Raw genomic sequence first — 17,637 nt, 5'->3', positions numbered from 1 at the left:
TAAAGATGATAGCAAAACCATATTTATAGTCTAAATGGAATCAATCATAGTATGCACCAGAATTAATGTTTCGCCTTGGGGCGACAACGCTCACTCTGGATACTGGAGATAACCATGACCGAAGTTAAAGGCTTTAAACATGTAGGTTTGCTGACAAAGAAAAAAGATCAGAGCTTTGACGATTTTGTCGAATACTGGAAGGAGATACACACGGCTATCACCCTTAAATTACCCGGCCTTCGTGCTTACGTACTGAATCCAATCGACCGACGTGTATATCCAGACTCACCCATTGATGGTTTTTCAGAATTATGGTTCGACTCGCTGGAAGATGCTGTTGCTGCGTTTGATTCCCCGATAGGAAAAGCTGCATTTATCGACGTACCTAATTTTGTCGATGCAGTGGCAGTCACTTATGTCACCGAAATTAAAAAACTGTGAAGTGATTATTTATAAATAAGACGTTGGATGGGATGACGCGAAAATAGCACGACCGCCGAGATATTCTGAATAAAACATCAGCGACTCCTTACTGGAGTCGCTGATTGTGAGTTAAGGCATTATGCTGAGCTGACTAACTGTATTAGACATCGAGTTTACGGCCGGTCAACCATTCCACCATGGCAGGGTCACGGTGAGAGAAGAAGGCGCTGGTCGCGGTATCCAGAGCAGTGATCTGGAGCATTTCCTCATGGTTAAGCTCGAAGTCCAGCACGTTGATATTTTCGACCATCCGCTCTTTACGCACCGATTTAGCCAGCGAGACAATACCGCGCTGGAAAATCCAGCGTAAGACAACCTGTCCCACGCTTTTGCCATACTTCTCGCCGATTGCAGTTAATACCGGATGTTGGAACAGACCGTTTTTCCCTTCAGCAAACGGTGCCCAGGCTTCCGGTTGAATACCGCGACTTTGCATCCAGGGCACGGCATGCAGTTGCTGATTGAACGGGTTCACTTCAATCTGGTTTACTGCTGGAACTATCTTGTTAAATGCCATGAGGTCTGCCAGGCGATCTGGTTGAAAGTTACTGACGCCAATGGCACGGATTTTACCCGCCTGATGCAATTCTTCCATCGCACGCCATGCGCCATGCACATCGCCATAGGGCTGGTGAATCAGATACAAATCAACATAATCCAGCTGCAAGCGATTTAATGAGCGTTCAAACTGTGCCTTCGCCCCTTCATAGTTCGCACCCTGCAACCACAATTTTGTGGTAATAAACAGTTCATCGCGCGCAATGCCACTTTGCCTAATTGCATTCCCTACCTGCGTTTCATTCTGGTAGGAAGCCGCTGTATCAATCAGGCGGTAGCCTGTCTCAATGGCATCGACCACGGCGCGCTCGCATTCTGTTGCGTCCGTCATCTGGAAGACCCCAAAGCCCAACAGGGGCATATCAATCCCATTGTTCAGTTTTACTGTTTGCATGACGTTATCCTTGAGTATTGTGCTTGAGATAAGCATAGCGCAGAGTCTTTTATCTGATTATAGGTCGTAATTCGATAGGCTTAATGAGCCGGATTCATTAATTAGCGAATGTACCCTGCGTTGTTGAGTGTTACTGCAAATCTTTTTCTTTCAGGAACTGACTGACCTGATCGGCAATTTCGACATTATTCAGATCAGAAAAAGGAAAGTGCGTGTTGCCCTTAATACCGACTTCAGGTAAATGGATGACCCTAACATCACCACCGTGTTTATTCACCACGTCACGCCACTCGCGAGCCATTGCCAGACGTACTCGCCAGCTATCTTGTGCTGGCATGGCGGTTGGTTTATCCGGAATGTTATCGCCGTAAAAAATCACAATAGGAATTTTTGTGAGTGCCATAAATTGATCTAACGGCACCGGTTCGCCTTTCAGAGTATCAAACGCACTTGGCATCGGTGCAGGTAATTCATTTTCCGGGAAGACAAAGCTACTGCCCGGTTCAAAGGCAACGATGGCTTTCACCTTGTTGTTTTTCATAGCGGTGTACCAGCCCGGCCCACCGCCTTGAGAGTGAGTGAAAAGAATAGCCGGGCCGGTTTTATCCACCAGCGCCGACATAGCATCGGAAATAACGTTGAGATCAAAAGGGCCGGTGTTGGGCGTCATCTGACGGAAATACTGATTCAACGCCTGTTTATCGTGAGAGAACTGAACGTCTTTAAAATAGTCCGGCCAGACACCGACACGGAACTGATTGAACCACATCTGTTCATCCGGTTTGGGCGTGACTGTTCCTTCAACCGTAGTGCGTCCTGCTTTGCCGCGACGCGGTTGATCCACCAGATAGGTCGAAAACCCCCGCCGCAGAAATATATTCTGGAAGCCCTCGCGACCATCTGGTGTGCTTTCCCAGGTATGAGAAGACTGCCCTGCACCATGCAGCATAATTAACGGATATTTATGCGGATTCTCTGGGATTTGATAAAACACATAAGCATGATCGCCATGATAAGTCTGCCCGGCAGAATCCAGTGGCTTTTTGGCGTCGAATTCTCCTGCCGCCGTCATGACGGTGCCACCAACAGAAAAACTTCCTTGCTCCTGAATAACCAACGGTTCCGCATAAACTGACGAGGCGGTCACGCCCCCTGCCAGCATGCAAAATACCAGTGTTTTTAACAGTATCTTCAAGGTGACTTCCTCTATGTCGGTTTTGAGTCGATATGATCTGAATTGTTCAGCTTGATGACTTAACTACAAGCAGTCTCAAACCAATAAGTCATTGCTTACTTTGCCGTAGCCAACGCTTGTTGCAGTGCCTGTTCAACCCGTGTTGCGGCATCGCCCTCACCATGCTCACGCAGCACTTGTGCAAGCTGGCGCAGTTGTGCTGCTGTTAGCCCGACACGCAGACTGGCTCGCGTATGTGACAGCAATTGCGCTTCCACACCCGGTGTGGCGGCTAGCGCACCGACCGTCGCCAGTTCGCGACTTTGCCAGTCCAGATTGTCACGGGCAAAAATGTCGCCAAATAAATGTGTTTGCAGGAATTGATTAATTACTGGGGCAAATTCAAAAACCGGGCCTTGTACCGGCGCGCCGGATATTTTGGTCTGATTGGCTGTTCCCACACGGCGGAGTTCATCACCGACCGGAATCGGGCTAACCGGTTCTTTGCCTTGAACATCGTTAATACCGCGTTGCTTGCGGTCATTAACAACTTTCATTAATTCATTCAATGCATTGAGACTGCGAGGGAAACCGGTATAGGCGTAGAGCTGAACAAGGATTTCTTTAGCTTCATTGACCGTCAGACCGGCATCCAGCCCTTGATTAAGTGCCGCATTGAGTTTTCCCATCTGGCTGCTGGCCATATAAGACGCAATCAGGGGAATAGCTTGTTGGCGCGCGGATAGCGTGTCGGAAATGGTTTGTTGTTGATTCATTTCTGATGCTCCTGTCGTTACGGGGGCGGCATGTGCTGTCAGACTCACGCTGAAAACCAGTAAAGCCGCTGCGGTGAGAACTTTAATCTGCGTGGTATTGTTCATCGGTCACTTTCTCCATCCAATTAACACTCTTTCCATCAATGATCCCGGTCACTGCCAGATGTGTCATCGCGCTGTCAGGTGCTGCGCCATGCCAGTGCTTAACTCCTGCTGGGCACGACACCACATCACCTGCTCGGATTACCTGCACTGGCTGACCTTCCGCCTGAGTCAAGCCAACGCCGGAAGTGACGATAAGCCGCTGCCCGGCGGGGTGGGTGTGCCAGGCCGAGCGGGCGCCTGGTTCGAATGTGACGTAAGCTGCGGAAACGGCTATTTCTTTATCCGCAGTAAAGAGGGGGTCGACACGTACACGGCCGGTAAAGTTTTCCTCAGCGCCAAAAATGGCTTTCTGGCTTCCGGCGGGTGTAATTTGCGCTGAGCTGCTTTGGGCCAACGTGACAGCAGAAAAGGTGATAAGCGGGACTAATAGCCCGAGATAGCCGATTTTTCCGATCATGCAATGCGTCCTTTTAGTTAAAAAAGCTCATGCTTTGTCGGTTTGATTCTAACCAGAGTCAAATGTCGTCAGGCTGACGGCTGCCTGACAATGTTGTCAGTTGACGCTGAAAATGCACTTTCAGGTGCTTTTGCCGAACGCTGGTTTTGTTCCGCGCATAGTTCGTCGTCGGTAGATAGTTCGTCGTCAGTAGATAGTTGGTCATCAGCAGATAGTGCAAACGTCAGCCCAAAAGTATTGATACCGTTCTCGCTGCGGGCAAACACATCACCGCGATGCATAATCGCGACGGCGCGTACAATCGACAGCCCGAGGCCGTGGTGAGTGTCACTTTTGGTACGTGAAGAATCCACCCGATAAAATCGCTCAAACAGGCGATGTAAATGTGTCGCTGCAATAGGGTCACCTGGGTTTGATACTGCAACACTGGCCTGATTACCACTTTTGCTTAACTGCACAGTAATGGTACTTTCAGGTGATGAATGCCTTGCGCTGTTTTCCAGTAGGTTGGCCAGTGATCGGTGAAACAAACGCCGGTCAATGTGGGCAATCACGTCACCTTCGACTTTCAGGGAAAGCTGTTTTTCAGCGAACGAGGGTTCAACATATTCCGCCGTTTTAAGCGTTTCTTCGCGCAGTGAGACGCGTGTTAACTGGGCGGCATGATCACCGGCGTGAGCGTGTGACAAGAACAGCATATCGTTAACGATGGACGTCATCCGCTCCAGTTCTTCCAGATTTGAACCCAGTAGCTCCTCAAGTTCCTCCGGCGAACGCCGACGTGACAGGCCCAGTTGTGTTTGACCTATCAGATTGGTGAGGGGGGTGCGTAATTCATGGGCGACATCGGCGTTAAAGCTCTCAAGCTGCCGCCAGGCGATTTCCTGCCGCTCAAGCACACCATTGAATGAGGTCGCCAACTGCTGAAGCTCTTGCGGTAATGTGCTGGCATCCAGTCGTTGGCCGTGATCTCCCGGTGCCAGATGTTGTGCCTGCTGACTCAATGCGCCTACCGGGCGCAGACCGATTCTGGAAACGGCATAGCCCAGCAGTGCAACAATAAGTACGCCTAAGGCAGTAATAATAAGTAATGTGCGTGTGAATGCATCCAGCGTGCCCATGTAAGGTGTGGAATCGATAGCCACGACATAGCGCAGTGTCGGCCTTTCTCCATTAGCTGGAATAGTTTTTACCAGCAGAAACAACGAACAAACTCCCTCGGACGTGCCGGGTATCTTGTTAAAGCCTTCTTTTAGCGCTGACCAGTCAACGCCAGCTGGTGGAGGGCCTCCTACGCTAAAACGGGGGTTGTCACTGACAATCCAATAGCGCACCCGTTCCCCCTCTGAGCTGGCTAAAACGGTGAATTTGTTCGCCAATGTTGACCAGCCCTCTGACGAGGTTCGCGCAATGATCCATGGGCTCATCAATGATTCGCGAAAAAGCAGCTCGTTATGCATCTGCTTTTGCAATGAGTCGTGCAGCGAGCTTCGCAGAAAAATACCGATAGCCGAGACAATCAGTAAGGCGGATAAAGCAAACATCAACGCCATATGCACGGAGATGGAACGCCTGAACATATGTTTCTCCCTCACTTAATTTAGTGTGTCGGGTCTGACTTCAAGAACATAGCCCATACCACGCACGGTATGCAGTAACTTGACCTCAAATGGTGCATCAATCTTGGCGCGCAGACGTTTAATCGCAACCTCAACCACGTTGGCGTCGCTGTCGAAATTCATATCCCAGACTTGCTCGGCGATCATCATTTTTGACAGGATTTCCCCTTGATGACGCGCCAACAGACTGAGCAATGAAAACTCTTTCGCGGTCAGTTCCAGCCGGGTTCCGGCTCGAAACACGCGGCGAGCCAGTAGATCCAGATGTAGGTCATGAATCTGTAGTTGTGTGATATCTGCGCCATCCGTCGAGCGGCGACGCACCAGCGCTTGAATGCGGGCTACTAACTCAATGAGTGAGAAGGGTTTAGGCAGATAATCATCGGCACCAAGACGCAGTCCTTTGACACGCTCATCCACCGAGCCTCGAGCTGAAAGCATCAACACCGGCGTTTGTTTACTGGCGCGAATACCCTCCAGCACCCGATAGCCATCCATGCCGGGTAACATGACATCAAGGATTATGGCATCGTAATCATATTCCAGCGCATAATGTAGCCCCTCTGCACCATCAGCCGATATATCTACGCTAAAACCCGATTCTCCCAGCGCCCGATTTAAATAGGACGAGGTTTTTTCTTCATCTTCCACTAATAACAGTCGCATCCACTATTTCCTCTGTTACTTGTCTGCTATACGCGGCCACGCTGATGTTAGCCTACTCACGCCAACATCTTGCTGACAACTTCCTGTCATTTCTGTCAGTTTCGCGTGTCTTGCTAACTGACAAAATTGTTATTTGCCCGTCATGATGTTGTCAGCCCCGTCTCTTTAAGCTAAACCTGCAATACCCACGATAGATGCCCCACGCATCGGGCTATAACTTATTTCGGGAGATGACCATGAAACTCAATTTGTTAAATGCAATGCTACTTACGGCAATGGCCGGCATTACTTCAGTTCATGCCGCTGATTACAAACAGAATCCATTTACTTTGGTGTACGACGGTGCCATTACCGAGAATGTTAAGGGCAAGGTCAATATCCACCCGGTGAAATATGATCTCCATGGCATTCAAATTGCTGCGAATGTCTACACACCGGCTAACTACGACCCGGCAAAAAAATATCCTGCGGTGGTAGTTGCCCACCCTAATGGTGGTGTTAAAGAGCAGGTTGCCGGATTGTATGCTCAGCGTTTGGCTGAACACGGATATATCACTATCACCGCTGATGCTGCTTACCAGGGAGCCAGTGGTGGTATGCCGCGCAATGTAGATAAACCGGCCAATCGCATTGAAGATATTCACGGCATGGCTGATTACATTAGTCAGTATCCCGGTGTTGACAACACTCGCATTGGCTTGCTGGGTATCTGTGGCGGCGGCGGTTATTCATTGAAAGCCGCCCAGACCGACAAACGGTTTAAAGCGCTGGCGACGTTGAGTATGTTTGACTCCGGACTGGTACGCCGCAACGGGTATCAGGATTCCCAGCTTTCCACCATTCAGGAGCGCCTGAAGCAAGCCTCGGATGCGCGTGCAAAAGAAGTCGCCACCGGTGAAATTACCTATACCGGCGATGCTCAATTAACCGATGAGCAAATAGCCAAGTTGCCCTTTGATCTCTATCGTCAGGGCTTTGAGTATTACGGCAAAACCCATGCACACCCAAATTCAACCTTCCGCTATACCCTGAGCAGTCTACTTGATTTGATGAGTTTTGATGCGCAAAGCAATATGGACTTAATCAATCAACCGCTGCTGATGATGGCGGGTACAAAAGCAGATTCGCTCTACATGACCGAAAGTGCATTCAAAAAGGCCACCGGCACGCAGAATAAAGAGCTGTTCCTGATTGATGGCGCGACGCATATCGAAACCTATTGGGTGCCTCGTTATGTCGATCAGGCGATGAGCAAACTAGATAATTTCTTTGATAAAAATATTTAACTCAGCGTTTTGTCATCCCGGTGGTCAGTGCTATTAATGCACTGGCCACTGTAAATACGGCAATTATCCAGCCCATTGTCCAAGGTGTCCCATCACTAAGCAGTGCCAGAAGCAAGGAAGAGATAATGCCACTTCCGTATTGCAACGAACCCATCAGTGCCGAAGCCGAACCAGCAACGTCTGGCACTGCGTCCAATGCGGCGGCAGTGGACGTTGCTGCAATAATTCCGTTCATGGAAAAGAAGATAAACACCGTTCCTACAATCAGGCTAATTCCGCCGATGCTTAATCCAGTAGCAACAGCAAGTACCACTGCGGCGAGGGTGGCGACGGAGATAGCGAACTTGAGTAAAGATTCAAGCGGATATCGATGTACCATGCGTCTGTTTACCATACTAACTGCCATCAACCCGACAATATTCAACGCAAATAACCAACCGTAATGTTGTGGATCAACACCAAAGTAAGTGATGTAGACAAAAGGAGATCCGGTAATAAATGCATAGGCCGCAACATAGTAGAACGTCAGGCATAACGTGAAACGCATGAATTTTGTATTAGTCAGTAACCTGTAATAGTTATGAAAGGCACTGGATAAAGAGGCTTTAACTCGTTTTTCTCCGGATAATGTTTCTGGTAACCATCGTAATGAGATAAGCATTAACACACCGATGACTGCCAATAGCCAAAAAATGGCATGCCAGGATGTATTTTTGATCATTTGCCCGCCAAGCAGAGGCCCGGCAATCGGTGCAATGGCCATAATAATCATTAGGGTAGAGAGCATCTGAGCTGCACGGGTACGGCTAAACAGATCGCGGATCATCGCTCGTGCCAGCATTGGCCCCGTACAGGCTCCCAATGCTTGAAATACACGCCAGAAAACAATCTGCCCGATATTCGTTGATAAGGCACAACCCACAGAGCCGATGATGAACAAGAACATACCAATGACCAGGGGTAAGCGCCGCCCCAGGTGGTCGCTAATCGGCCCCCAGATCAATTGAGCGATACAAAAGCCAATTAAAAAACCAGTGATAGTCAGTTCTGCATCGCCTTGTAACTCTTTCGCCATAATGGGCATAGCGGGTAAGTAAATATCGGTAGATAAGGAAGTAAACGCCATCAATGCACTAAGTATTACGACAAAAAGCAGTCCTGTCGTTTTACCTGAACTTGCCTGAGAATTGAGCATAGCTATCCGTCTAAGCATAAGTAATATGGTTTATGTTATCGGGATTACGGCTATTGATAATGGTGTTTAGCAGGATAAGTGTTATGAGCCATACTCATGAATAATAATTTCATAATTGATCGATAGTGACGATCAATAAATTAAAAATGATAAGTTTTAGCTATTATGTTTTTTTCTTGTGAGCCGATTTATATAAAGCATACAAGGAGAAAGTAAGATGCTAAATAGTTTTAAAGTTGTTAATGGTTTGATTGTATTATTGATAGTATTTTGTTTGCTCCAGCTCAGTACTGTTGCCGTATTTTTTCCGATATTGAGTAACGATAGAGAAAACTTTGTTAACCAGCAAGAGATCAGTAATCAACGAACTGAATTGACGGGGGCTTGGGCCTATTTGCTCCGGACTCGTCTTCAGGCTAACAGAGCGATACTTAGCTATCTTATGGAAGATAGTAGTACGACGGAAGGTCGGAAAGAGTTCAATGAACAATTGGAAGCGGCGAAACAACGCTTTAGTGATGCTAAAAAATATTGGGCTACATATGAATCTATCCCTCATCACAATGAGTTGCTTTTTCAGGAGCTAAAGAATAATTACAGCATATTGGATAGTGCACTGACCGAACTAATAAAATTTATCGATGCGGGTAATACTCAAGCAGCATATGAACTGCAAGTCCAGAAAAGTCAGGTTGATTTTGAAAAGGCATATAACCTCGTTATTGAAGACATGAATACTTTTAATCAGCAGGTGATTAACCACAGCCAACACTCTTATAATCTGGCTATATGGGCCAGTGTGGGTGTGCTGGTTATTCTTCTGCTAGTGGTTATTGGCGCATGGTCAGGGATTCGCTTTACACTTATCTCTCCGCTCAACAAGATTGCCGCGAGTATCCGTCATATTTCCAGTGGTGATTTGGCGCAGAATATTGATGTGCATGGCACTAATGAAATGGGGCAGTTGGCAGCATCATTGCGCAGTATGCAGGAACGTCTGGGGCAGACCGTAAATGAAATTCGTACGCGTGCGGATGTTATTTTAACCGGAGCCAGCGAAATTTCGGCCAACAATAATGATCTTTCTTCGCGCACAGAGCAACAGGCGGCGGCATTGGAAGAAACTGCTGCCAGCATGGAAGAGTTGACTGCGACCGTCAAACAGAATGCAGAAAATGCCTCTCAGGCCAGCTTGCTGGCATTAAATACCTCTAAAACGGCACAACGTGGCGGTAACGTCATGGATGAGGTGGTGCACACCATGAGCGAAATAGCTGAGGGGTCGCGGCAGATTACGCATATTACCAATGTTATCGACAGTATCGCTTTCCAAACCAATATCCTGGCCCTGAATGCAGCGGTAGAAGCGGCTCGTGCTGGTGAGCAGGGGCGTGGATTTGCCGTGGTCGCCAGTGAAGTCCGTAACCTGGCACAACGGAGTGCTGGGGCCGCGAAGGATATCAAAAAACTCATTGAAGATTCGGCGCAAAAAGTTAGCGTTGGCTCAAGTTTAGTCACCAATGCTGGCGAAACTATGGCGGAAATTGTGGATGCGGTGACCCGCGTGACAGACATTATGAGTGAAATTGCTTCCGCATCTGATGAACAAAGTCGTGGCATTGTTCAGGTGGGAATGGCAGTGACGGAAATGGATCAGGTCACCCAGCAAAATGCTTCGCAGGTTGAAGAGTCAGCTGCTGCCGCTGCTGTATTGGAATCGCAGGCGGGTAATTTGACTGAAGCAGTCTCTATTTTTCGTATTAAACCCGATACCAGCACAACTATAAACTAGATAATAGAAAGGTAAAAAGAGTGGCTTTGTGTTGAGTAAAGGATTGGACACAAACCTTTCCATATTATTATTTAGAATTAGACTCCGAAAACACCGTTAATTTTAACAACGGTGTTTTTATATTAGTTACATATGGTGACTAAGTATAAAGTTGCTTGAAAATAAACCCTATCAGGAACTTGACTTACATTTATGAAAAATATTCCTTTATTAAAAGCAGTTAAGATTATCATGTCATTGTTGCTGGTAATGATGGTTTTATTTGCTGCGCATGATATATACTCATCAAATCAAGGTCATGAGCAAACGTTATTTGCAGAAAAAACAAAATTACAAAGAGACGAAATTGATGAGATTAACTATAACGTGGCCATCATTCGTGGGATATTTAATGAACAGGCTTTGAATAGTGCATTAAATAAACCAGTAAATGAGGAGTGGGTTAAATATATTCAAGAATTAATTGCGTCATCAAGAGAATTACTCATATCTTATAACAATACAGTTAAAAATAATAACATCTATGATGCTGTTTCCATCGAGATTCATAAGGATATTTCTTATGTCCTGGATTACTACGATAATTCAATAAATGACGTTATTGCCGGAACATATAGAAATGATCAAGAAAACCGTATGGGAGATATTTTTAAAAAAATTGGCGACGATGTTAAAGAGTTCTCCGCGATAAATACTAATGCTTATAATAATGTGCTTGCGGCTGCGGAGAGTGTGAAGTCACAATCTTATGTTATTGCTATGATACTGTTATCAATCTATCTGTTAATTATGTTAGTGGCTGGAGTATGGTTTAACAAAAATATCATCCTAAAAATCAGGCTTGCGTGTGATATTTTTGACAAAATAAGTAAAGGGGATTTGACCTCCAAGATTTTATACAAAAGCAAAAATGAGATAGGTCTTTTATTTACTCGCCTGGAAGATATGCAGATAGCGCTGAAACAGACTATCTCTGCGGTAAAAGAGAGCACTGTGATTATTACACATGGCTCGACAGAGATTGCTGATGCTAATTTCAATTTATCTTCCCGTATTGAACAACAGGCTGGTGCACTACAGGAAACTGCTGCCAGCATGGAGGAAATAAAAACTACTGTTGCCAGCAATGCCCAAAATGCGCAACAGACCAACCAGCTATCTCATACTGCGAGTGAAGCTGCCAGAAACGGTGCTGATATTATGCATAACGTTGTCTCCACGATGTCCGGTATTGAAGATAGCGCCAAAAAAATTGCAGAAATTACCAGCGTTATTAACAGTATTGCCAGTCAGACTAATATTCTGGCACTGAATGCTGCAGTAGAGGCGGCACGGGCAGGTGAGCAAGGTCGTGGATTTGCCGTTGTTGCCTCTGAAGTGAGAAATTTGGCCTCGCGCAGCAGCAATGCAGCCAGAGAAATACATGTATTAATTAATGATGCTGTTGGCAATATTTCACACGGATCTAAACTGGTGGCCAATGCCGGTGACAGCATGAATGAAATTGTCCATTCCATCACTAATGTCAGTGACATTATGCAGGAAATTGCCGTTGCTTCCGAACAACAAAGCGCAGGTATTAATCTGATTACTGTCGCCATAAACCAGATAGATAACATGACACAGCAAAATACTTTATTGGTGGAAGAATCGGCTCGAAACACGCGGACACTTAATAATCAAGCAAAAGAACTGTCAGCTACGGTTGCAGTGTTCCAGATAGACGATAAAGCAGAGAGTCAGCAAAAAGTCGTATCTGCTTAAATATTAAATGCCTTATCTACTCGGATAGCACACCTGCTACAACTGCAGGTGTGTGGTTAATGACACAGCGATCGATACTCTGTGAGTTAGGTGGTTACCGCACCCAGGGGGACTCAGTGGCTTGCGGCACTTGTATTTAAAACTAAGAGTGGCCCCAACGACAGGTTCCCCTTTATTTAACTTTTTCAGAATATATTTAGTTTTATCGCATCAGGTTGATTTTATTACTTTACACCGCTGGACTTTTATTACCCGATAATAAAATAGCGTGCAGTGTTTCTCGTGATGCATCACCTATATCGTCAACACTGATGTGGTGGGTATTCTCACTGGCACGGTTTAATAAGGCCACCAACCAGTCGTAAATATATCTGGCATTACCATGGGTGGGTTGTTCACCCAGATGTGTCAAACGTGTATTTGCACTTGCCTGCGGTGGCGGTGAAAAGATAACGGATTCTTTATCAATTCGACTTAATGGGCGCTCTGCAATAGCCACTTGATGGTATCCCAGCCAACTGACGAAATCGCTGATAACATTGGCGGCGCGGGTAACCGCCATTGCTGCATCATCGGCATTTTGTGCCAACACGTCTTTCAACGTCGCCAGCAGTTCAAGCCGATAACTGGTCGTAATGAGAATGTCGCATAGTGTTTGAAGTTGTGCTGTTTCAAGACCCAGTGAGGGGGCCACAGTTTGGCGGTACACCAACTGACGTAAATGATTCAACCACAACGCATATACCTGTGAAGCAAAGTCACTGGGGGGGCAAACCGCAGGGGTCGTCGGGGTAACATCGGCAAATAGATCGATATTGAGCATAAGCTCTGCTGGTTTATTAATGATTGTCTGATGATATTGCAGCCAGCATTGCTGCAAGGTATCGCGGGGTAGCATAAGGTTATCGATAAGCTCACCATGCTGTGTCGCTTTCGATTGTAGGGTACGAATCAGTGTTTCGGTCTGCTGTCGGCTTGTGTGCGCGCGACTTTCACGGTCAGGGGCTATAGCGCCAAATTGGGTGAGAACCTGTGCGATCAATGCATCCTGCAATGTGGTCAGGCGCTGCTGCCGATTTGATTCACTCAATGCTGCAGCCAGCCATTCCTGCAGGCTTGCTCTATTGCGATTATCCACGGCCTGCAATGTTCCCCAACGTTTACCCGACTGAGTAACAAAACGCTGAACGGTATCGTCCGCAGCGCCACCTTGCGTAAAACGTATATCGAACGGTGTAATGGCCCAGACCAGCCTCGGTAGTTTGCTGTGCTGTGGTATTTGGGTCTGTTCAACCCAGCGCACCAGGTGTTTTGCAATCGGTGTTGGATGTTGGTTATCAGCCTGGGAATGGCAAATCAAAAGGGTGTCGGGTTGCAAGTTGTCTTGGTAATAGTTCAACTGGTGGTCTGGGATATCGAGTAGATCAACTCCTGGGAGTGATGATTGGCGGCTGAGCGTGAAGGTTATTTCTGCGCAGACTTGAGTCAGTTCATGTTGTGCGATGCTTTGGCGTGCCTGGCTTTTGCCATGATGCAACGGGCAAACGATGATATCGGTATTTTGCTCAGTGTGTTGTGGTGATGCGGGAAACAGGAATCCTTTGCCGGGAAGTAGAAAACCGTCTACCACCAAACTGGCCGGAGCCAGTAGCTGTGACACATTACCCAAGTGGTGTAATGTTTGAGCCTGTTGCTGCCATAGTGCCGTAAGTGTAGTGTCCTCTCCCCATAAGATAGATAGTAAAACAGCACGGTCTGAAAGGTTCAGCCACGGAGCCAATTCTGCCATCTGATGCAACAGCGCATCATCGAGCTGATATGGGCTACGAACGCACTGCTGATAGCTATGGGTTAGCGCCGAAAACTGTTCACCGGTCATGCTGGTGCTGGGTTCAGCTTGACGACACATTTGTAGTTCGTTGAGTATCGCGGCGATGACGCTGTTTTGTACCCGGCGTGGTGCCTGGCCCGCCTGATATTGGCGTATTAACCGCTGCGCCAGTTCGCTTTCATTGAATAATGTCAGTAATAACGGATGATGTTCTTCCGCGACGGTGGGGGGCAAATCAGTGAAGCGAACTGCTATCGATGTAGGAGCATTATCGGGGTTGATATGTGTCAGATAGTTAAGCGTTTTTGCGCCTAACTGAACATAAATTTCGTCACGGCCATCGGCGGCAATCATTTTGAGCAAATGATGCTTCCCTTCAACGCAACCACCATATAATCCAAGAGTCAGCGGAGCATGATTTAGGGTATCAATTTGCTGCTGGCGATGGCGCAGCTGTGTTAAGCGTGCCAGATAGCCGTCGGCTTCAAGGTGAAGATGTGCTGAGTGCGCACGGGTAGTTTCCACCCAATTCATCAATTGGTTTAGCATCGTGTCAGGTTGATTCATTTTGGGTATACACTCCCGCTGTCGATCCAATAGTGATTGACACCGTTATAGCTGTTGGCAAGGGTGTTAAGTTTTAGTTTCAATTCATTAAGTGGCACAGGTGTACCATCCTGCATTCTGGCTTCCATCAGGGAAAACCCCCCGCTGTGTGGATCCTGCTGCAGGCGGACGTGTAATACACCATCGCCCGCGATACTCTTTGCCAGTTGCGGGGAGTTTATTTTCAGCAGATAGAGTGGGGTTGCAGGCCAACGTTCGTCGGCTAACTGACGAAAGCCAAGGCAGGCATCTCCCCGTAGTGGGAAGTCGAGGTTTTCATCCAATCGTGAGTCGGGATTATCAAGGTTAATATCGCGATACCAGATATTCTCTTCGTTCAACCTGTGGCTACCATCAAGCACACCAAGATAGCGAATAGTGGAATAGGCCTGAATATCGGCTGCTTTAAAATTGAAACCCGGCAGACGTAGATCCATTGCCAAACAGCAGAGCATTGCCCCCAGCGCTGCGGTTGATTTTGGATTGACCACACGCCCATGGCGACCGAAAGGAAAACGCTCATGGATCGGGTAATTATCCAGCCAGACCAGGCGGTTCACCGGTACGGGTTGCAGGTAGCGCAGTAGTGCCTGGATACCTGGCAGTCGGGAGGGTCGCCCGGTTATCAATAACACATCACAACAGTAATGGCTGACGACTTCACATAAAGATTTCAGCGGAGCAGTAAGAGTAAATCGTCCCGTCAACAGGGCTTGTTTGAGTGTTGCCAGTTCCACCCGTAGCGGAGTATCCAGCACATTAAATGGAGTTGCATCCGCAGGGAGTAATGGTTGAATCGTCTGATGAATATAATTCATGACATTCTGAGTTGGCTGCTGGACTAACAGTTCACCAAATCGCCCGTCAAATAGCGCATCATGGTCGTGAGGGGAGCTGCGCTCCCAACTGGCCAGAATAGAGTGTCCTAGTGGAATAAATAATTGTAAGGTTGCCTGTTGACGCAGTGTGGCACGGTTGCTGTCAAGATCAGCAGTACCGAACAGCTTAGCCATTACACCTGCAGAATCGCTAACCCCAGCTTGGTGTAACGCCTGTTGTAACGCGGGTAAAACGCAGCATTGAATCACATCCAGTAGGATATCGTCCCCTGCGACTTTAAACCCCTCGCGGAACAGTAGGCGCGGAGTGATTTTTACATTACAACCGATACCCTCATCTAACTGATACTGGGTGATGGCCATATCAGTTGTGCCACCACCAATATCAATCGAGGCTACCCGCAGAGAAGTTCCCGCAGGAGCATCTGGCTCGGGCAAGCGCTCGGGGCGAGCCAGACTCTGGAAAAATTCGTGGGAGTGTCCGGCATAATTATTCATAGCCTCGTTATACAGCCATACTAATTGGCCGCATGTCGCTTCATCCCATTCCATATGTACGGTCGGCAGTGCAATTGCCTCGTTTTTTGGTGCGCTGGAAAGGGGGCGCATTTTGTCATCAGGATGCCAGCCGAACGCTTGCCAGACCAATTTTGTCGCTTCCTGCATCCGCAAACGAAAAATTTCACGTTCCTGTTTTGGCATCGCCGACGGCAGGGTCAGGATCAGGTGACGTAGCTGACGCGGTGCCTGTGGTAGCCCCATATTTTGGCGGTGACTGACACTGTTTATTTGCACCAACGCCTGTGCCAACACTTCACATAGCATCATTGTCATAAGAGAGCTGCGGCTATAATTCGGTGAAAATACCGGTAGTTGTTCATCCAATGGCAGGCTATCTAATGGTTGCCCATCGTCATTCATCAGGTTCATCAATGGCAGTGCAATGGCGCGTGGTTCACTGCTTTTTTTGCCACTGAGTTGGCTGAATCGCCAGATTTGAGATGCCGGAGTATCATCCCATAGATAACGACGTGGGCTGGAAATTCCGCTGGTTCCATCAGTCCCCTGACGCTGCATCGCCAGTTGGCGAGCCTCATCGCCGACACGTACCATCGACGGCCAGATAAACGCATCATCGCGGCCACTTTCCATTGAGAAGTGGTGTTTGCCAAACCTGGCTTCATTGAATTCAAGGCGGCTGGTGAACAAGGGTTCGCTGATAAATTGTGGTTCACCGAGTGAACGGATTTGCAATTCTGAGCTTTGCTGTAATCCAGCATTCTTTTCGCCGTGGTCTTCCAGTATGACCCCACAGGTGTGGGTGTTTCCGACATCCAGAATCAGATCGACGGCAATGGTCGGCGCGCTCAGTGTTTGTGTAACGATTTGTACTTCGGGTATGGCAAGTTGGCTACCGAGCATCTCAAGAATATTGAGAAAATGCGCCTGATACTCAAATGCTTTCAGCGCACCATTAAGCTCATGCTCGCTGCGCGCTTCCTGTAGTGTGGCGTAATGGACAAAGACTTCACGTAGCCAGCCATCGACCCAGGTTTGATCGAGAAATTCACCGATTTCATTGTTCTGCCAGGCAAGAGCAAAATGCGCACCATTGCGGATATCATCTTCAGTAGGCATCAACTGATGGGTCGAATCGCCCTCGGCAGATATTTTGGTGTCAAATGCGATGCAAATACGCCAGGTATAGCCAGATGGATCGGGGTGTTGCAGGCTTTTAATATGAACGCGTGCCCAGTTTTCGGGGCTATGACTAAAACTACGCGCCGGGCCAAAACGCATAAAAGGCAGAGGTAACCAGACGTTATCCAGTACTTTCAGCGAATGTTCAAGTGTGATGGTACTTTCCGGTTTGAGGATTTCGGGGGCACTGCCATTCTCACCAGGTAGCACAAACCGGTCTGAGCGAGCATCGTAGTCGAGGCGCAACAGCGGGCCATTGACACTTTGGCGCACGAAACGACCACTGTGGGGATGGGCGGTCACAGGAGTAAGACCAAAATCCAGAAATTGGATGCTGCTGTTCTTGACCAGAGTAATACTCGATTTATAGTCGATAAGGTTTGCCAGCATG

General features: G+C 47.6%; 13 protein-coding genes. 4 read left to right on the top strand and 9 right to left on the bottom strand.

The window, feature by feature from the left end:
* Positions 1–114 precede the first annotated feature (114 nt).
* Positions 115–441 carry an EthD family reductase gene (locus FTB31_RS14605; RefSeq protein WP_077174467.1) on the top strand — a complete coding sequence of 109 codons (327 nt, stop codon included), beginning with the start codon at positions 115–117 and terminating at the stop codon, positions 439–441.
* Positions 442–583: 142 nt separating this feature from the next.
* Here FTB31_RS14605 and FTB31_RS14600 read toward each other — a convergent pair whose 3' ends face one another.
* From FTB31_RS14600 to FTB31_RS14575, 6 genes are all read right to left on the bottom strand, one after another.
* Positions 584–1,435: an aldo/keto reductase gene (locus FTB31_RS14600; protein ID WP_077174466.1), complete on the bottom strand. Its 852-nt coding sequence runs from the start codon at positions 1,433–1,435 to the stop codon at positions 584–586.
* 130 nt (positions 1,436–1,565) lie between these two features.
* Positions 1,566–2,630, bottom strand: coding sequence for an alpha/beta hydrolase (locus tag FTB31_RS14595; protein WP_227719815.1), 1,065 nt, complete (start codon positions 2,628–2,630; stop codon positions 1,566–1,568).
* A gap of 95 nt (positions 2,631–2,725) precedes the next feature.
* Entirely contained in the window at positions 2,726–3,490 is a 765-nt protein-coding gene (locus tag FTB31_RS14590) for a carboxymuconolactone decarboxylase family protein (RefSeq protein WP_227719814.1), read from the bottom strand.
* Positions 3,468–3,947: a (R)-mandelonitrile lyase gene (locus tag FTB31_RS14585; RefSeq protein WP_077174463.1), complete on the bottom strand. Its 480-nt coding sequence runs from the start codon at positions 3,945–3,947 to the stop codon at positions 3,468–3,470. Before FTB31_RS14585 ends, FTB31_RS14590 begins: the two co-directional genes overlap by 23 nt.
* 68 nt (positions 3,948–4,015) lie before the next feature.
* Positions 4,016–5,527, bottom strand: coding sequence for a heavy metal sensor histidine kinase (locus FTB31_RS14580; RefSeq protein WP_077293531.1), 1,512 nt, complete (start codon positions 5,525–5,527; stop codon positions 4,016–4,018).
* 15 nt (positions 5,528–5,542) lie between these two features.
* Positions 5,543–6,232, bottom strand: a complete 690-nt coding sequence (locus tag FTB31_RS14575) for a heavy metal response regulator transcription factor (protein WP_077174461.1) — start codon at positions 6,230–6,232, stop codon at positions 5,543–5,545.
* Positions 6,233–6,492: 260 nt separating this feature from the next.
* On the opposite strand from FTB31_RS14575, the gene FTB31_RS14570 reads away from it, so the two are divergent.
* Positions 6,493–7,518, top strand: a complete 1,026-nt coding sequence (locus FTB31_RS14570; RefSeq protein ID WP_400189380.1) for an alpha/beta hydrolase — start codon at positions 6,493–6,495, stop codon at positions 7,516–7,518.
* A gap of 1 nt (position 7,519) precedes the next feature.
* Here the strand turns inward: FTB31_RS14570 and FTB31_RS14565 are convergent, their stop codons facing one another.
* Positions 7,520–8,713: a multidrug effflux MFS transporter gene (locus FTB31_RS14565; protein WP_077293529.1), complete on the bottom strand. Its 1,194-nt coding sequence runs from the start codon at positions 8,711–8,713 to the stop codon at positions 7,520–7,522.
* Positions 8,714–8,930: 217 nt separating this feature from the next.
* Here FTB31_RS14565 and FTB31_RS21525 point away from each other — a divergent pair, with 217 nt between their 5' ends.
* Together FTB31_RS21525 and FTB31_RS14550 are read left to right on the top strand one after the other, a co-directional pair.
* The gene (locus tag FTB31_RS21525) at positions 8,931–10,505 is read left to right on the top strand and encodes a methyl-accepting chemotaxis protein (RefSeq protein ID WP_077174459.1); all 1,575 of its coding nucleotides are present in this window, start codon (positions 8,931–8,933) and stop codon (positions 10,503–10,505) included.
* A 192-nt stretch (positions 10,506–10,697) separates the two neighbouring features.
* On the top strand, positions 10,698–12,269 hold the full coding sequence (locus FTB31_RS14550) for a methyl-accepting chemotaxis protein (protein WP_077174458.1): 1,572 nt from the start codon (positions 10,698–10,700) through the stop codon (positions 12,267–12,269).
* Between the two features lie 229 nt (positions 12,270–12,498).
* Here the strand turns inward: FTB31_RS14550 and FTB31_RS14545 are convergent, their stop codons facing one another.
* Positions 12,499–14,667, bottom strand: a complete 2,169-nt coding sequence (locus FTB31_RS14545) for a virulence factor SrfC family protein (protein WP_227731503.1) — start codon at positions 14,665–14,667, stop codon at positions 12,499–12,501.
* Complete coding sequence (locus FTB31_RS14540) at positions 14,664–17,636, bottom strand: virulence factor SrfB (RefSeq protein WP_227731502.1); 2,973 nt, start codon at positions 17,634–17,636, stop codon at positions 14,664–14,666. The genes FTB31_RS14545 and FTB31_RS14540 overlap by 4 nt, the downstream gene beginning before the upstream one ends.
* Position 17,637 lies beyond the last annotated feature (1 nt).

Source organism: Yersinia proxima (assembly GCF_902170785.1).
Taxonomy (GTDB): domain Bacteria; phylum Pseudomonadota; class Gammaproteobacteria; order Enterobacterales; family Enterobacteriaceae; genus Yersinia; species Yersinia proxima.
Note: the sequence above shows the minus strand (reverse complement) of the source record. Positions and strands in the feature narration are given on the sequence as shown.

Bases quoted from the DNA above. Each gene is read 5' to 3' on its own strand.
- FTB31_RS21525 (WP_077174459.1), top strand. From the start codon at position 8,931: ATGCTAAATAGTTTTAAAGTTGTTAATGGTTTGATTGTATTATTGATA.
- FTB31_RS14545 (WP_227731503.1), bottom strand. From the start codon at position 14,667: ATGAATCAACCTGACACGATGCTAAACCAATTGATGAATTGGGTGGAA.
- FTB31_RS14580 (WP_077293531.1), bottom strand. From the start codon at position 5,527: ATGTTCAGGCGTTCCATCTCCGTGCATATGGCGTTGATGTTTGCTTTA.
- FTB31_RS14575 (WP_077174461.1), bottom strand. From the start codon at position 6,232: ATGCGACTGTTATTAGTGGAAGATGAAGAAAAAACCTCGTCCTATTTA.
- FTB31_RS14585 (WP_077174463.1), bottom strand. From the start codon at position 3,947: ATGATCGGAAAAATCGGCTATCTCGGGCTATTAGTCCCGCTTATCACC.
- FTB31_RS14590 (WP_227719814.1), bottom strand. From the start codon at position 3,490: ATGAACAATACCACGCAGATTAAAGTTCTCACCGCAGCGGCTTTACTG.
- FTB31_RS14550 (WP_077174458.1), top strand. From the start codon at position 10,698: ATGAAAAATATTCCTTTATTAAAAGCAGTTAAGATTATCATGTCATTG.
- FTB31_RS14600 (WP_077174466.1), bottom strand. From the start codon at position 1,435: ATGCAAACAGTAAAACTGAACAATGGGATTGATATGCCCCTGTTGGGC.
- FTB31_RS14605 (WP_077174467.1), top strand. From the start codon at position 115: ATGACCGAAGTTAAAGGCTTTAAACATGTAGGTTTGCTGACAAAGAAA.
- FTB31_RS14565 (WP_077293529.1), bottom strand. From the start codon at position 8,713: ATGCTCAATTCTCAGGCAAGTTCAGGTAAAACGACAGGACTGCTTTTT.
- FTB31_RS14540 (WP_227731502.1), bottom strand. From the start codon at position 17,636: ATGCTGGCAAACCTTATCGACTATAAATCGAGTATTACTCTGGTCAAG.
- FTB31_RS14570 (WP_400189380.1), top strand. From the start codon at position 6,493: ATGCTACTTACGGCAATGGCCGGCATTACTTCAGTTCATGCCGCTGAT.